Source organism: Myroides sp. (genome assembly GCF_032073645.1).
Classification (GTDB): Bacteria; Bacteroidota; Bacteroidia; order Flavobacteriales; family Flavobacteriaceae; genus Flavobacterium; species Flavobacterium odoratimimum.
Window position 1 is genome coordinate 93,525 of the sequence record NZ_DAMANB010000001.1, and the last position, 22,283, is coordinate 115,807.

General features: G+C 33.5%; 19 protein-coding genes and 1 pseudogene. 4 read left to right on the forward strand and 16 right to left on the reverse strand.

Annotated features, from left to right (window positions below; translation table 11 throughout):
• Positions 1–259: 259 nt before the first annotated feature.
• From RT228_RS00435 to RT228_RS00460, 6 genes are all read right to left on the reverse strand, one after another.
• Positions 260–1,579: a DUF4374 domain-containing protein gene (locus RT228_RS00435; RefSeq protein ID WP_006266534.1), complete on the reverse strand. Its 1,320-nt coding sequence runs from the start codon at positions 1,577–1,579 to the stop codon at positions 260–262.
• Positions 1,580–1,609: 30 nt separating this feature from the next.
• The gene (locus RT228_RS00440) at positions 1,610–3,952 is read right to left on the reverse strand and encodes a TonB-dependent receptor (protein WP_006263096.1); all 2,343 of its coding nucleotides are present in this window, start codon (positions 3,950–3,952) and stop codon (positions 1,610–1,612) included.
• A 344-nt stretch (positions 3,953–4,296) separates the two neighbouring features.
• Complete coding sequence (gene rluF, locus RT228_RS00445) at positions 4,297–5,229, reverse strand: 23S rRNA pseudouridine(2604) synthase RluF (RefSeq protein ID WP_006263095.1); 933 nt, start codon at positions 5,227–5,229, stop codon at positions 4,297–4,299.
• A 49-nt stretch (positions 5,230–5,278) separates the two neighbouring features.
• Positions 5,279–6,109 (reverse strand): alpha/beta hydrolase, encoded by an 831-nt coding sequence (locus RT228_RS00450; protein WP_006263094.1) that lies wholly within the window; start codon positions 6,107–6,109, stop codon positions 5,279–5,281.
• Between the two features lie 51 nt (positions 6,110–6,160).
• Positions 6,161–6,940 carry a zinc ribbon domain-containing protein gene (locus RT228_RS00455; RefSeq protein ID WP_006266532.1) on the reverse strand — a complete coding sequence of 260 codons (780 nt, stop codon included), beginning with the start codon at positions 6,938–6,940 and terminating at the stop codon, positions 6,161–6,163.
• Between the two features lie 2 nt (positions 6,941–6,942).
• Positions 6,943–8,037 carry a Nif3-like dinuclear metal center hexameric protein gene (locus tag RT228_RS00460; RefSeq protein ID WP_006266531.1) on the reverse strand — a complete coding sequence of 365 codons (1,095 nt, stop codon included), beginning with the start codon at positions 8,035–8,037 and terminating at the stop codon, positions 6,943–6,945.
• Positions 8,038–8,105: 68 nt separating this feature from the next.
• On the opposite strand from RT228_RS00460, the gene lpxK reads away from it, so the two are divergent.
• Both lpxK and RT228_RS00470 read left to right on the forward strand, forming a co-directional pair.
• Entirely contained in the window at positions 8,106–9,131 is a 1,026-nt protein-coding gene (lpxK, locus tag RT228_RS00465) for a tetraacyldisaccharide 4'-kinase (protein ID WP_006260750.1), read from the forward strand.
• Positions 9,103–9,915, forward strand: coding sequence for a purine-nucleoside phosphorylase (locus tag RT228_RS00470; RefSeq protein WP_006260749.1), 813 nt, complete (start codon positions 9,103–9,105; stop codon positions 9,913–9,915). Before lpxK ends, RT228_RS00470 begins: the two co-directional genes overlap by 29 nt.
• A gap of 312 nt (positions 9,916–10,227) precedes the next feature.
• Here the strand turns inward: RT228_RS00470 and RT228_RS00475 are convergent, their stop codons facing one another.
• Positions 10,228–12,003: a MutS-related protein gene (locus tag RT228_RS00475; protein ID WP_006266530.1), complete on the reverse strand. Its 1,776-nt coding sequence runs from the start codon at positions 12,001–12,003 to the stop codon at positions 10,228–10,230.
• Positions 12,004–12,208: 205 nt separating this feature from the next.
• Here RT228_RS00475 and RT228_RS00480 point away from each other — a divergent pair, with 205 nt between their 5' ends.
• Positions 12,209–12,940, forward strand: coding sequence for a phytanoyl-CoA dioxygenase family protein (locus RT228_RS00480; RefSeq protein ID WP_006263092.1), 732 nt, complete (start codon positions 12,209–12,211; stop codon positions 12,938–12,940).
• Positions 12,941–13,004: 64 nt separating this feature from the next.
• Here the strand turns inward: RT228_RS00480 and RT228_RS00485 are convergent, their stop codons facing one another.
• Positions 13,005–13,313 (reverse strand): DUF805 domain-containing protein, encoded by a 309-nt coding sequence (locus tag RT228_RS00485; protein WP_006260746.1) that lies wholly within the window; start codon positions 13,311–13,313, stop codon positions 13,005–13,007.
• 260 nt (positions 13,314–13,573) lie between these two features.
• On the opposite strand from RT228_RS00485, the gene RT228_RS00490 reads away from it, so the two are divergent.
• Positions 13,574–15,946, forward strand: coding sequence for an erythromycin esterase family protein (locus tag RT228_RS00490; protein ID WP_006266529.1), 2,373 nt, complete (start codon positions 13,574–13,576; stop codon positions 15,944–15,946).
• A 50-nt stretch (positions 15,947–15,996) separates the two neighbouring features.
• Here RT228_RS00490 and RT228_RS00495 read toward each other — a convergent pair whose 3' ends face one another.
• The 8 genes and pseudogenes from RT228_RS00495 to RT228_RS00530 all read right to left on the reverse strand — a co-directional run bounded on the left by RT228_RS00495 (position 15,997) and on the right by RT228_RS00530 (position 22,062).
• Positions 15,997–16,407 carry a hypothetical protein gene (locus tag RT228_RS00495; protein ID WP_006256919.1) on the reverse strand — a complete coding sequence of 137 codons (411 nt, stop codon included), beginning with the start codon at positions 16,405–16,407 and terminating at the stop codon, positions 15,997–15,999.
• 92 nt (positions 16,408–16,499) lie between these two features.
• Positions 16,500–17,531 carry a S9 family peptidase gene (locus tag RT228_RS00500; protein ID WP_286401344.1) on the reverse strand — a complete coding sequence of 344 codons (1,032 nt, stop codon included), beginning with the start codon at positions 17,529–17,531 and terminating at the stop codon, positions 16,500–16,502.
• A 116-nt stretch (positions 17,532–17,647) separates the two neighbouring features.
• Entirely contained in the window at positions 17,648–18,889 is a 1,242-nt protein-coding gene (locus RT228_RS00505; RefSeq protein WP_006256921.1) for a YncE family protein, read from the reverse strand.
• 59 nt (positions 18,890–18,948) lie between these two features.
• Positions 18,949–19,389: a bleomycin resistance protein gene (locus RT228_RS00510; protein WP_006256922.1), complete on the reverse strand. Its 441-nt coding sequence runs from the start codon at positions 19,387–19,389 to the stop codon at positions 18,949–18,951.
• 84 nt (positions 19,390–19,473) lie between these two features.
• The gene (locus tag RT228_RS00515; protein WP_006256923.1) at positions 19,474–19,779 is read right to left on the reverse strand and encodes a helix-turn-helix domain-containing protein; all 306 of its coding nucleotides are present in this window, start codon (positions 19,777–19,779) and stop codon (positions 19,474–19,476) included.
• 1 nt (position 19,780) lies between these two features.
• A pseudogene (locus RT228_RS00520) lies at positions 19,781–20,130 on the reverse strand (type II toxin-antitoxin system RelE/ParE family toxin).
• A gap of 173 nt (positions 20,131–20,303) precedes the next feature.
• Positions 20,304–20,771 carry a hypothetical protein gene (locus RT228_RS00525; RefSeq protein WP_006266527.1) on the reverse strand — a complete coding sequence of 156 codons (468 nt, stop codon included), beginning with the start codon at positions 20,769–20,771 and terminating at the stop codon, positions 20,304–20,306.
• 34 nt (positions 20,772–20,805) lie between these two features.
• Positions 20,806–22,062, reverse strand: a complete 1,257-nt coding sequence (locus tag RT228_RS00530) for an FAD/NAD(P)-binding oxidoreductase (protein WP_006266526.1) — start codon at positions 22,060–22,062, stop codon at positions 20,806–20,808.
• Between the last annotated feature and the right edge of the window lie 221 nt (positions 22,063–22,283).

Consider the following 22,283-nt stretch of genomic DNA (forward strand, 5'->3'; position numbering starts at 1 on the left):
TAACACAATTCACATGATATAAGTGTTTTAAAAAGCAATACATCTCATTAATAGTACACTCACTTTCAGATAAACATATACTTATTTAAAGATATAGTATCAAAGTTTTTTATATCTCTAATGCCTATTTATAGTTAGCTGCATATTTTTTAATTCTACATCCTTATCCTCTTCAACAAAAAAAGAGGCTATACAAACTGTATAACCTCTTATAATAAACAACCCTAATTTATTTCGAATACTTTATATAATTAAATTATTATTTTTCTACATTAATTTTACCAATTGTACCAATACTTCCATCAGCTAGATCTTTAATTTCAAGACCTTTAGTTACTTTAGCAGTTGCCAAATCTAATGTATATACAAATGATTTAGACTCAGCTGTAACAGGTAAGTAAACATCTGATCCATCTATAAATGGAGCTTGAGCTTGTTTTATATTTTCAGCATCTGGCAATCCTTCTATCCATTTAAATTCTCCTGTTGTACCATCAAATATCGCCAGTTTATTGTATGGTGTACTTAATGAATTCCAAGCAATAGCAATATCAGCATTCATATTTAACAAGAACTTATTGTTAGTAAGTGCGTATACTTTATGAACTTTATGTCCCCCTGATAATGACTCAATGTCATATTGATAATTTTTATCAAACTCTAAAGTTTTAGTATTAAATCTTAAAACAGAAGAAGGAATTGGAGAAAAAGAAGGTTTATCTTTACCTAACATAGCATTAGGAGAGAATACATAAACAAATCCATCATTTCCAGATGCAATAGTTGATATACGACTAGAACGATAACGAGCTACTGCAAAACTCATTCTATCATCTTTCACTACTTTTTCTAACTGTACTCTCTTATTTACATCCGTTTCGCTCTCATTAAATTTAAATACAGCTAACCACACTCTACTTCGGTAAGCAGAAGTATTATCTTCTTTCTCATCTTTGGTGATTTTAAATGGTTCGATAGCCATAACAAAACGATCATTACCAATCGTCTCAAGACCTGCGAAGTTAGCATACTCTCCTTTTTCTGCAATGTTTTCTACATTAATATAAGAAGTAAAATTAATTCTTCCTGTATTTCCATCTATGAAGTTAAAAGCCTGAGCCTTTTCTCCTGTAGTTAATTTCAAACCACCAGTTGTAGCGATCATATATTTACCGAAATTCGTAATAAACTCCTCACGAGTAGGTAGGTCAACTGTAGTATGTTTACTCAATTTTCCAGCAGGTGTTAATAACCAGCTCTGCATTCCAGAAGGATCTCCTTTTCTATATTCAAAAACATAAGCTCTATTTCCTCCATAAGTATAAACTGTAGTTCCTAATGCCGTTAATCCATTTCCCTTAGCAGATATTTCTCCAGATTTAAGGTCATTGGTAGTCAGTAATAAGTTCGTTTTAGAAGCACTTGCCCCGATTACGTACTTCCACTCTACTTTATTTCCTCCATCAGTTCCACCTTCTTCAGGTGTAGGAGTACTATTGTCATCAGAAGAACAACTAGTCACCGACAATGCCCCAAATATCATAGCAAAAGCAAATGTCGAAAAAACTCTTTTTTTCATTTTAATTGTATTTATTATAGATTAGTAATTTTAGTATGTATAGCGTATTTTAAACATGAAGTTTCTTCCTGGTTTTTGGAAACTATAGTTATCATAAGCTAGTTTATCGAATAGGTTATTAGCCTCTACGGTTAAGTGTATTTTATTATTAAATAAACTGTATGAAGCACTTAGATCGTGCACAGCTTGAGACGGAATCCATATAGGATCTTCACCGATTCCTTTAAAATCGTAGCTATAATGATCTATATAGCGAAGGTTATACCCTATATTTAAATTGTTGTTTTTCTTTCCTAAATCTTTAATAATAATCCCCACATCTGCTGATCCGAAGAAATAAGGCTCATTAGGAATTCTCTCATTGTAGTATGGGTTCTCTACTCCATAATCTCCAATAGTATATTTTTGTTTACTTCTGATATTTTGAGAAGTTAAACTACCTCCTGCATATATAAAATCATTGTACGTATAACGAGCTTCCACATTGATACCATAGCTCTCTACTCCTCCGATATTCACACTAGTTGCACGAGATCCTGAACCATAAGGATTACTGCGGATATAATCTTTAGTATCTCTGTATACAAAACCTGCATCTACGAATACAGCATGTATTTTGTTAATCACACCTGAGTAACTGATATTAAGGTTATAGTTTTTACCCTGTTCTGGTTTTAGACCTGTATTTCCCCATACTAAGTCTCCATCTCCAAATAACTCGCTATCAGTAGGTAGTCTAAATGTATTTTCATAAGAAGCCTTGAACTGTAGATCTTTCCACAGGTATGTAGCAGCGATACCGTACCCTGTTTTATCTACTTTAGTGCTTTCACTTTGATAAGTATGTTTGATACTGTAGTGTTTACCGAATAGAGATACATTCAGATTATCTAGAATATTATAACGATAAGACAGTGCCATAATATTTTTAAAACTACTTCTTTTTATCTCACTGTTCTTTTCTGATTGAGTTTCTTTTACAGCTAATGGATCTTTTGTCTTTCTGTTGAAGTAGTACATCACATCATTAAAACTAAATGAGTGCTTGTCATTTAATTTATAATTTACATTAAAAGTAGTTGAACCATTATGATCATAGAACTTAGTCATAGAAGGCCCTCCACCAGACTCACCTTGTTTTAACGTTTTGATACGTTCACCTGCCCAGTTATATTTATAAGAAGAGGTATCTATATTTTGATTATACCCTCCATTATAATTAGATGTAATACTTACATCTAATCCATCTATAAATAGGTTCTTCTTGCTATATTCTAATGAAGGCATAATTGTTACAGAACGACGTTTCTTATCTCCAAACACTTTCTCCATAATAGTACCTGTCTGCACACCGCGTTTTCCTTCTCCATAAGTAAATCCAAGCATCAGTCGGTCAGCATAAGACTTATCTACCACCCCTACTTTAGCTACTACAGTAGCAGTTTGGAATCGATCATTAAAGCGTCTTACCCATTGTTTCTCTTTAGAATAAACCCCAGATTGTAGATCTACCACAGGGACTAATACTTTATAATCATTATCTGAGTAGTTCTGAAAAGCATTTAACTGAGCTACTATACCATTATTAAAGGCTTTACTCACATTCAGATGACTCTTGTATGTATGGAATGAACCAGTAGTAAATGAAGCATCTATTTTAGTCTCTTTAGATTTGTTTGTGATAATATTCACTACTCCTCCTAAGGCATCAGATCCGAACTCCACAGGCACTACACCTTTATAAACTTCGATTCTGTCAACCATTGTGATCGGTAAGTTGTTTATTTTAAACTCACTACCAAATCCTTCCATAGGTACACCATCTATAAAGAATCGAATGTGTTTACCACTAAATCCATTCATTGAGAAATTATAGTCAGATCCCTCCCCACCATCTTTACGCACTTTCACACCAGATACTCTATCAAGTGCTCCAGCTACATCTAATGACGTATTGTAAAGTGGCTTTGCATCTATAGCAACTACGTTATAAGCAGATTCTCTAACTTTCTCGATAGGCTGTTTTACTTGTAGTACTACATTGTCTAAGAAAGAGTTATTCGTATCAAGTTTGAAGTTATGTATTATACTCTCTCCTGCTTTCACCTCAAATGAGTACTCTTTAGACTCATAACTGACGTGTTGTACAACTAATTTGTACTTACCAGGTCTTTTTGTTTTAATAGTATATCGTCCTTTATTATCAGTTAACTCACTATGATGAGTATCTAATAAGCTGACTGTAGCATAATCAATAGGTTCGCCATTCGCATCTTGTACAATACCAGAAATAACAACTGGCTTTTCTTGTGCAAAAGAAGTAAACTGACCTATATTAAAAATTGCAAAAATTAATAGTAGATAGTGTTTCATTGTTCTAAGAACTTAATGTTGTGTTAGTAATTATATTATTTAGATTAATTATAAATTGAAAGCAAATATATTTACTTATAACTAAACAACCATAATAACTTAGACTAAATATAAATAGATACACAAAAGAGACAATAATCGTCATCGTAATATTCTAAAAACAAAACACAACAACCTTTAATATTTTACTAAAATTTACATATTATTAACTAATAACTTTTATAAATAAAAAAAGTCAGAATTACCCATAATTCTGACTTTATACACAAAATGCACTATTTAATCTTATTAATTCTAAATAAAAGAGCTTTAGAGATTAGTACAAATAAAAAAAGAGAACTAAACTAGTTCTCTCTTCTTCTATTTCTTAATCTTTCGTTCTTCACCTCTTTTGGTTTGTTCACGCTATTATTGCGTTCTCTATCGAAGTTTCTTCTCGGTCTTCTATCCTCACGATTTCCGTCTCCTCTTCTTCCCTCTCTTCCAGAATCTCTTCCTGTAGTCATTCTACGACGAACACTCTGTTGACTCTCTTGATTTTTATTTAGACTAGCTTCCTCTGTCATTACAGAAGGCTCTATTAAGCGATTAAGCTCATCTAATTCTGCTTTTGTCAAGTCTCTATAAGTTCCCACAGGTACATCTAGAGAAATATTGATAATACGTATCCTTTTTAATGCTACTACATCATAGTCAAAATACTCACACATACGTCTAATCTGTCTGTTTAAACCTTGAGTAAGGAATATTCTAAACACAGTCTTGCTGATCTGTTCTACTCTACACTTCTTAGTCACTGTGTCTAATATAGGTACTCCAGCTCCCATACGTTGAATAAAACGATCTGTAATAGGCTTGTTTACAGTAACAATATACTCTTTCTCATGATCGTTCTTTTGACGCAATATCTTATTCACGATATCTCCATCATTCGTCATCAGAATAAGCCCTTCACTGTCCTTATCTAATCGTCCTACTGGAAAGATGCGTTTTGGATAATTAATATAATCCACGATATTATCGCGTACACTCGTATTAGTAGTACACTCAATACCGATAGGTTTATAAAAAGCTAAATAAACATTCTCTTCATTTTTATTAACGATTAATTGTCCATTTACGCGTATCTCATCATCTTCAGACACTTTTGTCCCCATCTCTGGCACTACACCATTGACAGTGACTCTCCCCTCATCTATAAGTCTATCTGCTTCTCTTCTAGAACAAAAACCTACTTCAGACAAATATTTATTTAAACGTGTTTGCATTTTTTCCATATCACAAAATTAGCTATTTTATTTGCTATTAAACAATGCTATAGCGAAGCTAATTCATAAAATAATTCTTAATTTTTTCGAAGACAATTCTATCTTGAACAGAATGTCCTAATCCTTCTGTATAATAAACCTCTATTCCCTTTTGGTTGGCGAAATCATGAAAAACTGTACACTCAGCCAATTCTACTACTACATCCTCTTTATCGTGAATAATCAATGTCTGATTAGACAGTGATTTTATAAAGTTACGACTAGCATACTCTCCCATATCCATATCGATTAACCCTTCTAAGAATCGTAACAAATCGCTAGATACTTTCTTCCAGTATCCTAACATGCCAATATAATTATCAATTACATGCTGAAAACGATCTAGACAAGCCATTAAAACAACCTTCTCTACAAAGTCATATTTCACTACACTCATCTGGTGTAATAGAGCAAACGCTCCTAGAGAATGAGCTACAACATACTGTGGTCTAAACGCTCGTAAACAATGATCCATCAAGTGTGAATAATCGATAACACTCAGATTACTTCCATCGCTAAGGCCAAGTCCCATCGCATCTATACTGATATACTGGTACTGGTCATCTAAATAAGTCACTAGTTCTTCCCAACGACCAGCATTACTCTCCCATCCGTGAAACAACATCATTAACGGCAACTCTGATCGTTCCTGATTCCAGCGATAGCATTGAATACTCAGTCCATCGTAGACAAATCTATCTTGATGAGCTTCAGATAAAAAGTATGGAATATCTCTTCGCTTAAGTTGCCCTTTACGAGGAGTAGAGAATAACTTATAAGCAATAGCACATGCTCTCTTAGGAGCAAATAACGACAATAAATTAATCAATAAACCTAGACACTTAACCATATATAACTTCTAGAAATAAAAAAAGCCTCTTTCACAAGAGGCTTTCTGATATTATAATTTAGCTATAATAGCTTCAATTTTTTCTCTTTCTTCTTCAGCTAAAGCACTATCAACTAAAATACGTCCACTGTGCTCATCCGTAATAATCTTCTTACGTGCCGCAATCTCTACTTGAGTTTGTGGTGGAATAGTAAAGTAAGATCCTCCTGATGCACCACGCTCGATAGATACAACAGCTAAACCGTTACGAACACCATTTCTGATTCTGTTATAAGCTACTAATAAACGATCTTCGATATCTTGTTTGAACTCTTCTGATTTCTCTAATAAGATTTTCTCTTCACGCTCAGTCTCAGACATAATGCTGTTTAATTCAGCTTCTTTATGTCCTAAGTGCTCTTTTCTAGCAGCTAACTTAGTTTCTGTCTCTGCAATTGTGTTTTTCTTGTGCTCGATGCTAACTTTCATCTCTTTGATGTGTTTTTCAGCAAGCTCAATCTCTAACTTCTGGAACTCAATCTCTTTTTCTAATGAGTTAAACTCTCTATTGTTTTTAACCTCATTTTGTTGCTCAGTATATCTTACGATAGCAGCTTTGAATTCCTCAATAGCAGCTTTTTTATCCTTAATACTCGCTTCGATATTACTTAAGTCTATATTTGATTTCTCTAAGCGTTTGTTCAGTCCAGCAACCTCATCTTGTAGATCTTCAACTTCAAGAGGCAATTCTCCTCTCATATTTCTGATTTCGTCAATTCTTGAGTCAATCAATTGCAAGTCATAAAGTGCTCTTAACTTCTCTTCAACGGTTAATTCTTTTTTCTTTGTCATCATTATAAGTAGTTAACTGGATTCGTATTTACTGTTGATAAAATAACTGCAAAAGTAGTTATTTTTTTTGAAAGAAAGTCAGTTATATAATTTTTTGTATACCTTTCACTTTCAAAATGCCCTATATCAGCTAAAACCAACTGACTTTCAGCTTGGTAATAATCGTGATATTTCAAATCTGAGGTGATATAGGCATCTACTTTCTGTGATAATGCAGCTCCTATTGCAAAACTTCCAGAGCCTCCTAACACAGCTACTCTCTTTATCGGCTTCCCTAATAACGCACTATGTCTAATACCTCCAGTTCCTGTTTTAGCTTTGACCATCTGTAAGAATGCTACCTCATCCATCTCTTCCTCTAGTTCACCTATCATCCCCATTCCTACATTTTGTAGTTTATTCTCTAGAGTATATATTTCATACGCTTTCTCCTCATAGAAGTCTAAGTCAAACAAGGCTTTTAATACCTTACCTTGTAGATGCTTCTCAAATATTACTTCTACTTTGACCTCCTCTACTTCTTCATATTTTAGTGGTTCTCCTATAACAGGACTACTCTTCTCATTTCCTCTGAAACTTCCCTTGCCCTCCGTGGTAAAACTGCACAAATCATAATTACCTATAGCACCAGCTCCTGCATTAAACAGTGCCTTTCTCACTTCATCTGCATTCACACGAGGAGCGTAAGTCACTAGCTTTTGGATATAGTTCTCTTTCGGTATTAATATACTTGTGTTCTTTAATCCTAGTGTATCACAGAAGATCTTATTCACCCCTTCCTGATGATTGTCTAATGCAGTATGTATAGCATAGATTGCGATATCGTGTTTGATCGCTTTAATTACAGCTCTCTCTACATAGCTCTTTCCTGTTATCTTCTTTAATCCAGAAAACAGGATTGGGTGAAAGCATACTACCATATTACACTTCTTCTCTATCGCCTCGTCTATCACGGTCTCTAAAGCATCATGACAGACTAGGATCCCACTTACTTCTAAGTTATAGTCCCCTACTAATAACCCGACATTATCAAATCCCTCTGCATACGATAACGGTGTCATCTCTTCTAACACAGTGATTACTTCTCTTAACTTCATTTCTCAAATAATTTTGAACTGTAATTTATATATTTTCTCAAAGATAAAAAAATTGGTAATTTCGTATTATGGAATTACTGCGAAAATTACTCTTCCCTTTTGCCATCTTATATGGCGGGATCACTTCCCTGCGCAATTACCTTTATTCAATAAATATATTGAAGAGAACCTCTTTTAGTACACCTACTATAGTAGTAGGTAACTTAAGTGTAGGTGGTACTGGTAAAACGCCTATGGTGGAATACATAATACGACTTTTAAAAGACAAATACAAAATAGCGACTCTTAGTAGAGGGTATAAACGCAAAAGTGAGGGCTTCTTCCTCGCAGATGAACATACGACTATGGAGCAAATCGGTGATGAACCTTTCCAATATCATCACAAGTTTGACAATATCGCTGTAGCAGTAGATGCAAAAAGAGTAAACGGAATAGAGAATATCCTAAAACGAAGAACAGATACTCAAGCCATCGTTCTAGATGATGCTTTTCAGCACCTAGCTGTAAAAGGTGGTTTTAATATTCTACTGACTACTTATGATGAACCGTACTATAGCGATTATATGTTGCCGACAGGTAACCTTAGAGAAAGTCGTAGAGGAGCGAAACGAGCAGATATCATCATCGTCACCAAATGCCCTCCTACGTTATCCTCAACAGAACAAAACTCGATTGTTAAAAAATTAAATCTCAAACTGGGACAATTGTCTTTTTTTACGTATATTGAATTCAGTAAACTTGCATATTCAAAGGCTGATTCTATCTCAGTAGAAGACTTAAAAAAAGAAGAGTTTTTAATGGTAGCTGGTATTGCTAAACCACAAAGTTTTTTTGACCATCTAAAGGGCGATAAAACAATTTGTTTAACATTTCCTGACCATCATCATTTTTCATCTACTGACATTGAGTTAATTTTGAACAAAGCAAAAGAGAGTAAGATTATTACAACAGAGAAAGATTATGTCCGCTTAAATGGACTAATCCCCTCGAATAAATTATATTATTTACCAATTCAGACTTCCTTTTTAAACAATCAAGAGGAGTTTGATAAAACAATTTTAAACTATGTGGGAGCAAGTACAAGAAACGGTTAAGTATTTAATTGAAAAGACACAATTCAAACCTGAGATAGGTATTGTATTGGGGTCAGGATTAGGAAACCTTACTGCTGATATTAAAATAGAGCATGAAATTCCTTACTCAGAAATTCCTAATTTTCCAGTATCTACTGTACAAGGACACAAAGGTGCTTTAATCTTTGGTACGATTGGTAATAAAAAAGTAATGGCTATGCAAGGTCGTTTCCATTACTACGAAGGATACGAAATGGTAAAAACAGTATTCCCTATCAGAGTAATGAAGTATATGGGAGTAGAAACATTGATCGTATCTAATGCTTCAGGAGGTGTTAACCCTACATTTAAAGTAGGAGACATTATGATCATCACAGATCATATCAATGCATTCCCTGATCATCCTCTAAGAGGACATAATGATGAGCGCTTCGGACCTCGTTTCGTAAACATGAATGATGCGTATACAGGAACTTTAGTTAAGAAAGCACAAGAAATAGCTAAAGCGAAAAACTTCGATATTAAACAAGGAGTATACTACGGATTACAAGGACCAACTTTTGAAACATTAGCGGAGTATAAAATGGTACGCGTTGTAGGAGCAGACTGTGTAGGTATGTCTACAGTACCAGAAGTAATCGTAGCTCGTCACATGGATATGAAAGTATTCGGTATCTCTGTTATCTCAGATATGGGGAATGAAGAAGGTATCGTAGAAGCACATCACGAAGATGTACTTAGAGCTGTAGAAGCTGCTGAGCCTATCGCTCGTGAGCTTATTAATGAGTTAATTAAGACTATGTAATTAGTTTTTCTTATAATGTAATTTTTAGAGATACTTCTTCAGCAGAAGTATCTCTTTTTTTTGAGACCTGTTTAGATTCTCTGCGTGGTTTTCTTTAAGAATACTACAGAGAACCTAAACAGGTTCTTTTTTTCACCTTCTTTCTCCTGCTAGTATCATAATGGCAGTTTTATCGCATAGTGATCGCATTAAAAACAGCCAAAACTATGCGAGCAGTATACCATCACTATGCGATAACTATGCGACCACTCCAATAAATGGCACAAAAAAAAGCCACCGAAGTGACTTTTTTGAATTCTCTATTGCTATAAATTAATCTATAATTTCCATTTTTTTCATAATGAATGTGGCATTCTTATTCTGACATACACCATCTCTTATCTTGTAGTCAAAGTGTAAATCATCTTCTTTAATCTCCACCTCAAAACATTTATTGATAAGAATATCAGGGAATTTATTCGTTGTCTCACATACCTCTAAATCATGAGTAGCGATCACACCATAGGTCTTCTCCCTAATCAACTTATGGATCACTCCTATCGTTCCGCTCTGCTTATCATCAGAGTTCGTCCCTCTAAGTATCTCATCTAGTAGAACGAAGCATGGTTCTTCTCTCACCTGTTCGATAATCATCTTTAGCCTTTTCACCTCTGCATAGAAGTAAGACTCACTATCTTCTAATGAATCTGTCAGTCTCATCGATACAAATAACGGCAGTGGGAAGAAAGTAGCTTTCGTAGCACAGATAGGCGCTCCTATACTAGCTAGTACAAGGTTAACCCCTATGGTACGCAAGAAAGTACTCTTACCAGACATATTAGATCCTGTCAGAATCACAAAGCGTTGGTTGCTAAAGTTGATATCATTACAGACTCTCTTCTTCTCATTTAGCAGTGGATGTCCTAGATCTTTAAACTTCATCTCTCCCTCTTCACTGATAGTAGGGAAGGTATAATGTCTGTTGTTATAAGAGAAGTTCGCTAGCGAATTAAGCGCTTCTACCTCTCCTATGATCTCTATTGCTTTAGGTACAAGATGTCCTTTGCTCTTTTTCCATTCTAAAAATCGGTGTAATACGTGCACATGATACTGCACAAAACCGTTAAAGACAACCATCACAAAGATATTAGCCACAGTCTCTAACTGTTCGAATAATTTTGATAGTTCTTTTAACTCTTTACTCGCTTGAAAAGAATCTTTATTTAATTCACTGATATAGGATTTCATTTTATCCGTAGCGAAAGTCTCTCTTTCTATACGCTTAATGATAGAACTACAGCTCTCTATAGTCTCATGTACCTTATCTGCTCCTCCTAGCTCTGCCTGAATATTCTTTATCTGTGATAAAGTCAGTATTAAGTTAAAAGAGAATAAGGTAGAGATCACATATCCCATAAAGTCAAGGTCTAACAAAAAGTATAAAACAATCGAAATCCCTAATAGCACAGGTAACACATAGCTTAATGCACGGCCAAGTTTACTAATAGGCACTACGGCTGTGTCACTCCATTTCTTTAATCTTGTATACGCTTTCTCATCTAGATTAGACAATTTACTATAAGCATTAATCTCATGTCTCCATTCTACCTTCTGAGAAAGTTCTTTAATCGCTTCTTGATTATCTAAAATAGCTTCTGAAGTCAATTTGCCTTTTAATAAATCTGCAAGCTTTTGTTTTCCTATAAATGTTGCTGTTCTATTTAGGTATTGATACAAAGATTTATGTCCAAAAATATCTAAGTCAAAAGCATAAGGATGTTCTGTAGTCTTAAACTCTTCCCCTGCATCAAAAGGTCTTTTATCCTCTTCTAAGAAGGCAAGCTCATCTGTATTAATCTCTTTAAGAGCCTGTACATAGCGCATTTTCCAAGAGTACTCTACATGTACACGTAGTAATACTAAGAAAGCAACAATAAGCCCTCCTGTAAAATATAAGTAAAAGGTATCCGCGTTAGCCAAAGCTAGATAGAAGAAATAAATAATAGCGAAGAATACGATCAAGCGTATTGCTCCTACTATTTTATATTTACTTCTTATAGCATTGTATTTAGTATTAAATAATAACTGTCTTTTGTTATAAATTTCCATTGATAATTTATTTTTTTTGCCATACCGCCTCTAATGAGACATCAACAAATATACACCAATAAAAATATCTTGTTCATTAATTCTAGTTATAATATTGAGAATCTATTGTGAAAATAGGGGAATAAATAGGACAATTTAAATTAGCATTACACTATTTCACTTCAGTAGTTTATCTTCGTATTATAAAATCTCTAATAGCTGTGTTATGCCTCTAGACTTTGAACAAAATAGTTATCTATACCTACCTAGTTTCTTTATGGAAGAAGAATTAACATCTATAGAATTGATACTTAACAACTTTCACAAGCAATGGTTAATAGAAAATGAACAAGAGTATAAGAACGGCTTAATCAACAGTCATAGCCTTACGAGTAGTCCTTTTATTACTAAACAAGAAAGGCCAACATTATTCCAATTCATTGCTCAGGCTAAACTTATAGATATTGTCGAATCTATCTTTCCTGATAAAGCTAAATTCTTAAATACTCAATTATTCTTTGATCCTTATCACAAGGAACAAAAGAACTATTGGCATAGGGATATTCAGTATACAGGGCTTTCGATAGAAGAACAACAAGAAAAGATTAAGACAGAAAATGTAGTTCACTTTAGAATCCCACTGAAGAAAGAAAATGGAATAGAAATCATCCCTGCTACTCATCGGTTATGGGATATGCCTATAGAAGAAGACACTCGACTATCTCAGCATGGTCGTCATCCAAGTGATGCTCTGGAACGAGGGCAAGTGTTTAATCTAAATAGAGGTGATCTATTTATCTTCTCTGCGAATAGTATACACAGAGGGCTGTATGGTGATGAGAGATTCTCTTTTGACATTATCTACTGTGATGACACACCTGCTTTTAATGCATTTATAGATCCTAAAAATCAACCTACAGAAGAAGAGTTAGCTCTTCTAAACAACAGTGTGTTCTAAGAGTATACCCTTTATACGAAGGAACTAAAAAGGATGTAATGGTATAATACCCACTACATCCTTTTTAACCTTCTATTGACTCTGATACAGGTTTACTCACTTTTATCTCTCTAGATAACATACCTAACCAAGTTCTGAAACTAAACTGTTCCCACCCTTTCTTACCTAAATCGTGACAGCGTCTAGTCCCTTTACCAAAAAGATAGATATGTAACCCTATAAAGACTATTAGAAATAGTATTCCGAAAAAAGCGCCACTTAATCTCGCAAATACTGAGAAGCTTAAAAACAACAACACAAAGTAAGTTACTAGACTTACGATATATGCCTTTCTGTTGATAGTCCCTTTATAAGAAAATGCCTCTTTTATCACAATTATTCAATTTATCTTGAAGCGTCAAATTTAAACAAAAACTAGTAAAAAAATTACTCTGATTATATAAGTAATAGGTAGACTTATTGGTGATAAAATAAAGTTTTATTTAGATATACTAACTGTAGTTATTTTAATTTCAAAATACATGACACCTTATGACAAATATGTTAAACAATCAAATAACACCTTCTGATTAAACAATATGAACCTTATATTTAAGGTTATATCTATAACCAACTAGAAATAATCACTATAATATGAGATTTTTATTCACCTTACTAATGGCTTTAGTAATCACCATGACTAAAGCACAAGAGTTAATAATACAGCCACTACTTCCACCAGACACTAAGGAACTAACAGACCTGTCTTTCCTTAAAGAAGAGCTCAAAGACAAGCAAATCGTCATGTTAGGAGAACAAACACATATGTATGATAATATCTTTGAGATGAAGGCAAGAGTAGTTGAATACCTACACCAAGAAATGGGCTTTACTACTTTCGCTATGGAGTCTCCTGTATATGATATATGGAAGATGAATCAACAGGGGTTTAATCCTGATGCGTTTAATCAAGCTATTTTTAGTACATGGAGTAATAGTCAAGAGTTTCAAAGATTAGTTAAGTATATAGAAGATAACAACCTTAAAGTGATAGGATATGACTCGCAAATCCTAAATGAGGATATCTTCATAGAAGACTTCTTTACTTACCTAGAGCAACAAAAAATAAGTTTAAAGCTTGACTCGGATGACTTCGGTATCGCATTAGAGGCATTGCTAGTTACTTATAAATACGATAATCAAGATATCAAGTTTACTGCTTTTGAAAAAGAGCTTAAAAGAATAATTACTGCTATAGAGAAGTTACCTCAAACAGACACTAATCTTACTTGGGTACAAATCACTAAAGGTCTTCTAAGCACTGCACAATCAGTCAATGATACGAAAGAACCAATTATGACAAGTGACCTTGCCTCTAAAGATGACAACTATCGCGATAAACAGATGGCGGATAACTTAATACAGTATATTAAAAGGCATCCTCAAGAAAAAATCATGGTATGGGCTGATAATATCCATGTTATGTACAGCAACCCGAATAGTGGAAATGTACAGGCAAGAGCCTTCATCTCTATGGGACGACAAATAAAAGATTATTATAAAGAGAAAGTATTTAGTCTAGGTACATTACATGCCAATGATTCCCTGTTCGATACAGGGACACGTACCTTACATGCTACTCCTATTCAAGAAGGTTCTTTTGAAGATCAGTTACAAAAGTTAAACACTCCTTATCTGTATATTTCTTCTAATCAGGAAGCAATGCATCTACCTATGGATACAAGGCTACTTCACTTCGTAGAGTATACTAAGGAGAGATTAGACTTATTTCACGATGGTTATATATTTCTAAATACTGCTTCACAAGCAGAACGAAAAAAGATAAAGAAACAAGATACCCAAAACAAGGTAACTGTACCTTCTAAAGAAATCAAACAAGAACAAGGTTCTTTTAAAGGGCAACTATTAGATAAAGATACTCAACAGCCTATCGCCTTTGCAACTATTATCTTAGTAGAACAAGATATCTATAGAGTAACGGATGACAATGGGTATTATGAACTTCCTTTTGACCCTAAGACAAAAGGTAACTCTACACTAGAGATACAAGCTCTAGGATATGATAACTATACTGTATCCTTAAATGAATTAGCTTCTGTTATCTCATTAGAAGCCAACTTTGACTTACTAGATGAATTAGTTATCACCAAACAACTTACTCCAAAAGAAGTACTCCGCCTTGCTATCAAAAAGAAAGCTGAGAACCACCCTACTGAACCATTTAACTTCACTAGATTTAGTCATGAATTAATCTATAAGAACGATACTAAAATATTTGACCTTGAAATAATAACTAAAGATTACCAGGAAACCTATTTAGGCTTGAACAGAACAACTTTTGAGGTACAACAAGTAAAATGGAACAATAGAGGTATTAAGAACATAAAAAATACAGACCATATTTTTAGAGGCAGAGAGAATCCAATTCAATACTCTAATATATTACACAAAAGAAAATACAAGAAGTTTAAACTCTCGTTTATAGAATCAAAAGATCCTAATGATAGTAACTTATATGTTATCGCATTCGAAACAGAGAGAGAGGGTTGGAATTACACTAATAAAGCTGATCCCTCTAAATACTCAGGTAGAATTTATATTAATCAAGATAACTATGCCATAGTAAAAGTGGTTGAAACATGGGAATCATCATTAGATGCTGACTATTTAAAAAGTAAGTATAAACACAATTTTAATATAGAGCGTATTGCATTAAGGACTGCTAAGGAAGAAAATATCAGCGTATTCAAAGATCTCCTCAATAATGGTAAATACTATGCTACTAACTTCTTCTATAGATCCTTTAGTGATGAAACTTATCATAATGGAGAAAAACATAATTTCACCAACTCTACTGACTCACATTTATTTGATTTAAAAACAAATGACGTCGAATTCATAGAGTATGAATTTAAAAACAAAAGCAAAACTTTACTAGATAGGGTATCTTACAATGATGGCTTTTGGAACAACTTCTACAAAGAAAACCCTCAGTATAAACCATAATTAAGTTAATCAAAAAGAGGCTGTAATGGGATTACAGCCTCTTTTTATATCTATTTCGTAATGACAATCATCCCAAAATCACCTTTTTTATAGCCATACATGACATCTGTCTGTTTTGACTTTTCGAAGCGTATTTCTTTTACATCTTCTACTTTTAACAAGGCTAAGTCTTTTGACTTCATCATCGTATTTCCATCTCCTTTTTTATCTATTACCATCACACTAAAGTTCCCAGGTTCTATAGTAGGAATAGCTCCCTTGTGATACAACTTACAGGTATTAATATAAAGATCTTCTACATACTGCTGTAGAGTAAGTTTATTACCTGGGTTTACTTCTTCTTTAGATTGATATAAAGAAGCTAAACTGTCATTTATACTTGTGTTTTTGTCTTGTGGATTTTGTCCAATACAGAATGTAGTAACACATAGTGCCACTACTATATATCTTAAATGTCGCATGAGGTATAGAGTGAAATTATAAAGCTCTAATTTACTCTATCAATTCTTAATATAATGGTAAAGATAAGGTATTGAAATGCTAATTAAATCAACTATTGCTTTAACACCCAGTCCACTATTTTTTGTTTAGGTTCTTGATGGATTTCATAGCTTTCTCCATCTGCAAAGAAATGATTCTCTCCTTCTAATACTTCTACTGTTATATTCTTATTGTGAAAACTCTTAAGCAATTCAACATTCTCGATAGGATCTACTAATACATCTTGATCCCCTATCATATAAAACATCGGTATAGCGATCTCTCTATACTTATCCTTATTATCCTTTGCCACTAAATCTTTTGCTGCACGTCCTATTAGGAATCCAAATCTTGTGTTATATCTCTTATTGGTATATCCTATTTCTTTCGTTTTTTTCTTATACAACCTCCAATAGTTCTTCTCATCCTTATTGGCAATATAAAAATCAACTAATTCATTATACACCTTTTCTTTTTCTTCTTGAGTATCATAGGCAAAATAATCTTGAAAACCATTCTTCTCTTGTCTTAGTTGGTATAAAAACATCTCTTTACCAGAAACAACAGGTGATGATAACATCACTAAAAAATCAGGATCAAAAGAATGAGCATAAGCATCCATAATAGCAATCCCTCCCATGCTATGTCCTATCAATCCAATCTTTTTATCCTTTAACTCTTCTCTCTTCTTTAACATCTGAAAGGCAGAAGCTAATTCCGCTCCCATCATGGTAGATGTATATGACATATCTCCACCTCCTGTTCCTCCTGAATTTCCCTTCTCTCTTTCATCATATCTAAATACAGCTATATTGTGATCTAATAAGGCTTCTGCTAAATAGCTATGTGTATTACGTGTATTATATCCTGTACCTGGTTTAATAATCACTACTTTATCGAAGCCTGTCTTAGGTATGATTAAACTACCTTCAAAAGAAACACTATCTATCTTTTCTTTCCAATGAAAGGCAGGTACATTAAATTTAATCGTAGTAAAAGAGTAATTGTCTTTTTTAGGGACATAGGTTTCTAAGTCAGTCTTAGCATTCTGTCCTAAACACATCGAAGTAATCAGTAGAATACTGTATAAAATTAAGCGTTTCATAATTATAAGTTTTAGTTAAGTGTTCTATAGATAACTACTTAACTAAAACCTTTAGTATAAAAAAAAGCTACTTTAACATATCGTAAAGTAGCTTTATTCATTCTTATATCAATTGATTACCAAACCAATACGTTATTCTCATTCTTCCAAAGTAACAAACGGAAGTCTTCATAAATATCAGCAGTACCAATAGTATGTGTATCTCTTACAGGCTTATTCAAAGTCAGCTTGTGTAATATACCTGCATATGTACCTACATATAATGTCTTCTCATCTTCTGATAATACCATTCCACTTATGGTAGAACCTAAGAAATGTTGCCACAGCTCTCTTCCGTCTTTATGTATTGCTCTGATATATCCATAAGCATCTCCTAAGATATAGTAGTCATTAAAAGCTACACCAACATACACACGCATTCCTTCATCTAATATCGTAATATCCTCATGATCATCCCATCCTGGTATATCCATTCCATCTAACTTATCTCCATCTACCCCTATCGATATCCCATTGTAAAAATGGCAAGAGTTAGTCAAAAGTTGTTTATCATCTTTAGTAAACAAACAATAATGAGGATACTCAGATTGTGGTCCTACTGATCTTACTTTATTCCCTTCACTGTCCAAAACGATGTGATCACTACACTGCTCTCCTACTACAATATACTTATTGTCGTGAGATAAAGTAGCATGATCCATAGATAATCCATTGTTTTCTTCCCCTTCTTCTAGTATTGGAAACAACAGTTTCTCTTCTTTAGTATTTAATAAATAAATTCCCTCTGAAGAGATGAACAAGACTTTCTGTCCATCATTAAAAGGAATAAGTCTTGTAATTCCTATATTCGCTAAAGTATCTAATGTAAACTCTGCTATAATTTCTCCTTCCCATCCTTGACGAGTCACTATCTTATCTGCATACGCTATCGCATAAACAAGGTTGCGCATAGACTGTCCGATACTTTTAATCTCTTTGTCTAATGCAACTACTTCTGTTCCTTTCACTATATATGCTTGTCGCTCTTCATAAGAAGTCCCTTGCATAAAAGCAACACTATCTTCTGCTATATAACAAATATCTCCTATATAACTCCCTTTGTCATCTAACATGGGTATAATAGGAGCATGTGCAGGAGGAAACTCTTGTCTAAAAGTATCTACTGTACCATTAACATTAGCTTCTCTTAATAACTCAATAACTGCTTCTGCAAGTTTACCTCTTGTGTCCTCTGCTTCTTCACCATCCCATTTATCCCAGCCGTGTTCTGTACCGAAAGCGACCATCTCATTAATCTCCTTAGCATACTTCTCGCCTTTCTTATACCACTTACCCTGTAGCTCTTCTCTTGTTTTCATCTCTTCTATGTTTTATCACAGCACTAAAGTATTGACTTATGTCTTCTAATGCAATCACTTTATTCAGCTAATTTTCGCTCTCCTAAGTTCTCTATTAATCTCAATAAATACCCATCAGGATCTTGTACTAAGAACTGTTTCTGACCGAACTCTACATCGTCTGCTCTATACCAACGCTCTTCTGCATCAATAAATAAAGTATAATTAGCTTCCTGAAGTCGTTTTAGAATAGGTATTATGGCATTTACTTCTATCTGAAAGTTTATTCCTCTACCATACGGCTTTTCTAATATCCCTGTCTCCCATTCTCTATCAGCAGGATTATATTGTTCTAGCATTACTTGTGCATCTCCCATACCTAAATAAGCAAAGTACTCTTCTTTGCGATCATACATTACTTCAAACCCTATATAATCACACCAAAACTGTAAACTACTAGCTAAATCAGATACTACAAACTCTGGTACTAAAGCTGCCCACTTTATATTATCACTTCTCATGATGTTCTTTTAAGTAAAAATACTATTTATTAGATACAAAAAAGGCTATCTAAAAGATAGCCTACGATATACCTTATCCAATTCTTAAATAGTTGCTTGACTATCTAACTCAACATTAAAACTCACCTTTAATCCCAACGCCTTAAATACTTTTAATAAAGTAGTCAGACGAGCATCTGTAGTGCTATTCTCTATCTTTGAGATCTGAGCTTTTTTTACTCCTACTAAGAGACCTAATTCCTCTTGTGTTAAATTACGCTTTTGTCTTGCTTGTTTTATTTGTTGTCCTAACAAGTCAAGCCTTAATTCATTATCAAACTCTTCTCTACTCTCTGTTCCTCTCTCACCAATATATAAATCAGTAATTTCTTCTAAGCTATATGTTTTCATTTTACTTCTCTTTACTATTAAAATAGACATCTCTCAATCGTTCAGCTCTTTCTATTTCTTTTTTAGAAATTTTATCCTCTTTTTTTATAATACCATGTGTTGAAATCACCATTGTATTTTTATTATCTGACTTATCCCAAAAGGCAAATAGCCTATAATAAAAAGAGCTATACATTGTTCTAAACTCCCAAATATATCACCTTGTAACTTCTTAAATAATTCAATATCTGAAGTGATGCTTGCTTTATTTATATTATAAATAATCTTTGCTCTAGCTTTAGAATCTAAATGGTCTAAAAACTCTTTAGCTTCTTCTAAAAAAATGACATTAAACTTTAAACCATCTTTCATTATCAATAGATTACAAAATTAAATGTTTCCTAATAAAGAAACAACCATTATTATATATTAAAGATAAAATGATTTAAGAACATAAAATTAAACATATCAAACACCTTTTTAACAATACTAAAATAATACACTTAAAAGGCAATAACTCATTACATCATAGTTAACCAACTTCACTATTCTTCGTCAAAAGAAAACTCACTCCACACCAATTCCCAAAAAGGGCTATCTAAATCAAAACGCTCATTATACAATCTCTCTATTTCTTCTTTAGACAATTCAGATTCTGTCAAATAAATCATATACTTCACACACTCTTCAAACTCACCTAAAGAATCTGCAACTAATAATGGTTCCCACTTACCTACTCCATGCTCTGCAAAATAAACAGGAAAGCCTTTTTCTTCTTCTGTGATATCTATCCAATATGGATCTTGTGCATAACCTCCACATATTACATACCAATTAGGATGAAAATCACCTTCCTTAGTTCCTGTGATATCCTTTCCTTCAACGCTATTATACTTATACCCATCTTGAAAACCTTCAATATCGCCGTGTTGAGGATAAAACTGAGGCATAAAATAATGAGTGCATTCTATCTCTTTTGCTATAAAATCTGTTATTTCTTTTGGAAATTTCATATTCTTCTTTTTAAGAGGATAAAGATAAAACATTCTACACTTGCTTCCCCTTCATCATTTTATTCCAATATAAATAGGGCAACATATATTTCTTCAACATCCATAAGCGCCAATGCTCTTGATCACTATTCGAAATAAATATTTGCTTTAACTTAGGATCAGGCGTAAACTCATTCTTATAATTAAACTCAGCCAACACCATCTTACCATAACCTGTCACTAATGGACAAGAAGAATAACCTTCGTATCCTTTATTAGATGCTTCTTTAGTATCTAATAGCTTACATAAATTATCTACCACTACAGGAACTTGTTTACGTATTGCAGCACCTGTCTTAGCTGTAGGTAAACCTGCCACATCTCCAAGCCCGAATATATTAGTATACTTATTGTGTTGTAAGCTGTTTAAATCAACATCTAGCCAACCAGCAGTATTTACTAAATTAGATTCTCTTACAAACTGTGGTGCCACTTGAGGCGGTGCTAAATGTAAGAAGTCAAAAGACATCTCTACTACACTGTCATCAGCTACAGTAGTACTGCCGTCAGAGATTACCACACATTTATTATCTGGCATATTCGTGCGTTTAAAATAAGCCTTTTTATGATCAGCATCTATTTTAATCGGATTGTGGAAAGGTCTAAAGTCAATACCATATCTATCAACTACTTTCATTAAAGTTTCTGCAATAGGTTTAACTCCAAAAATAACACTCCCAGGCATCGGGAAATGAATTTTAGTATTCTTATCTATTCCTTTCTTGCGAAAATAATCACATGCCAAATACATGATCTTCTGAGGGGCTCCACCACATTTAATAGGTGTATTCGGTTGAGTAAAAATAGCAGTTCCTCCTTTAAATTCTTGTAATAGCTTCCAAGTATATTCTGGGTCTATATAATTACTACACACCACACCTTTCTCTACAGCATCAGCTAGTCCTTCTATCAAGGATAAGTCATTCACTAATCCAGGACAGACTACTAGATAATCATACGTATAGGTTATTCCTTCTTTAGTACTTAGGCGATTATTATCAACATCCATAGAAATAACCATATCTTGAATCCAATCTACACCACTAGGTATAAGATCCTTTGTAGGTTTTATAGTTTTCTTCTTATCATAAGCTCCCGCCCCTACTAGTGTAAATGCAGGTTGATAGTAATGTAATTCTGATGCATCTATAATCCCAATATCTATATTGAGATTACGTTTCTTTAATTGAGCTGCTGTCATTATACCAGCAGTTCCTGCTCCTATAATAAGGATTTGATAGTGAGTTTTCATTTTTTACAATATTGTTTCAGTTAATATACTAAAATATTAACCATCTACCGTATGTGTTGTAACAAATGTTACAATACTGTTTATAATTTATTAATAGAAACACATTACATTACGTATCACACAATACATATCCAATATAACACATCTGTAAAGACGATTACTATGAAACAAAAAAAGAGAGATGATCTCTCATCTCTCTTCATATATAAATAGAATAGTCT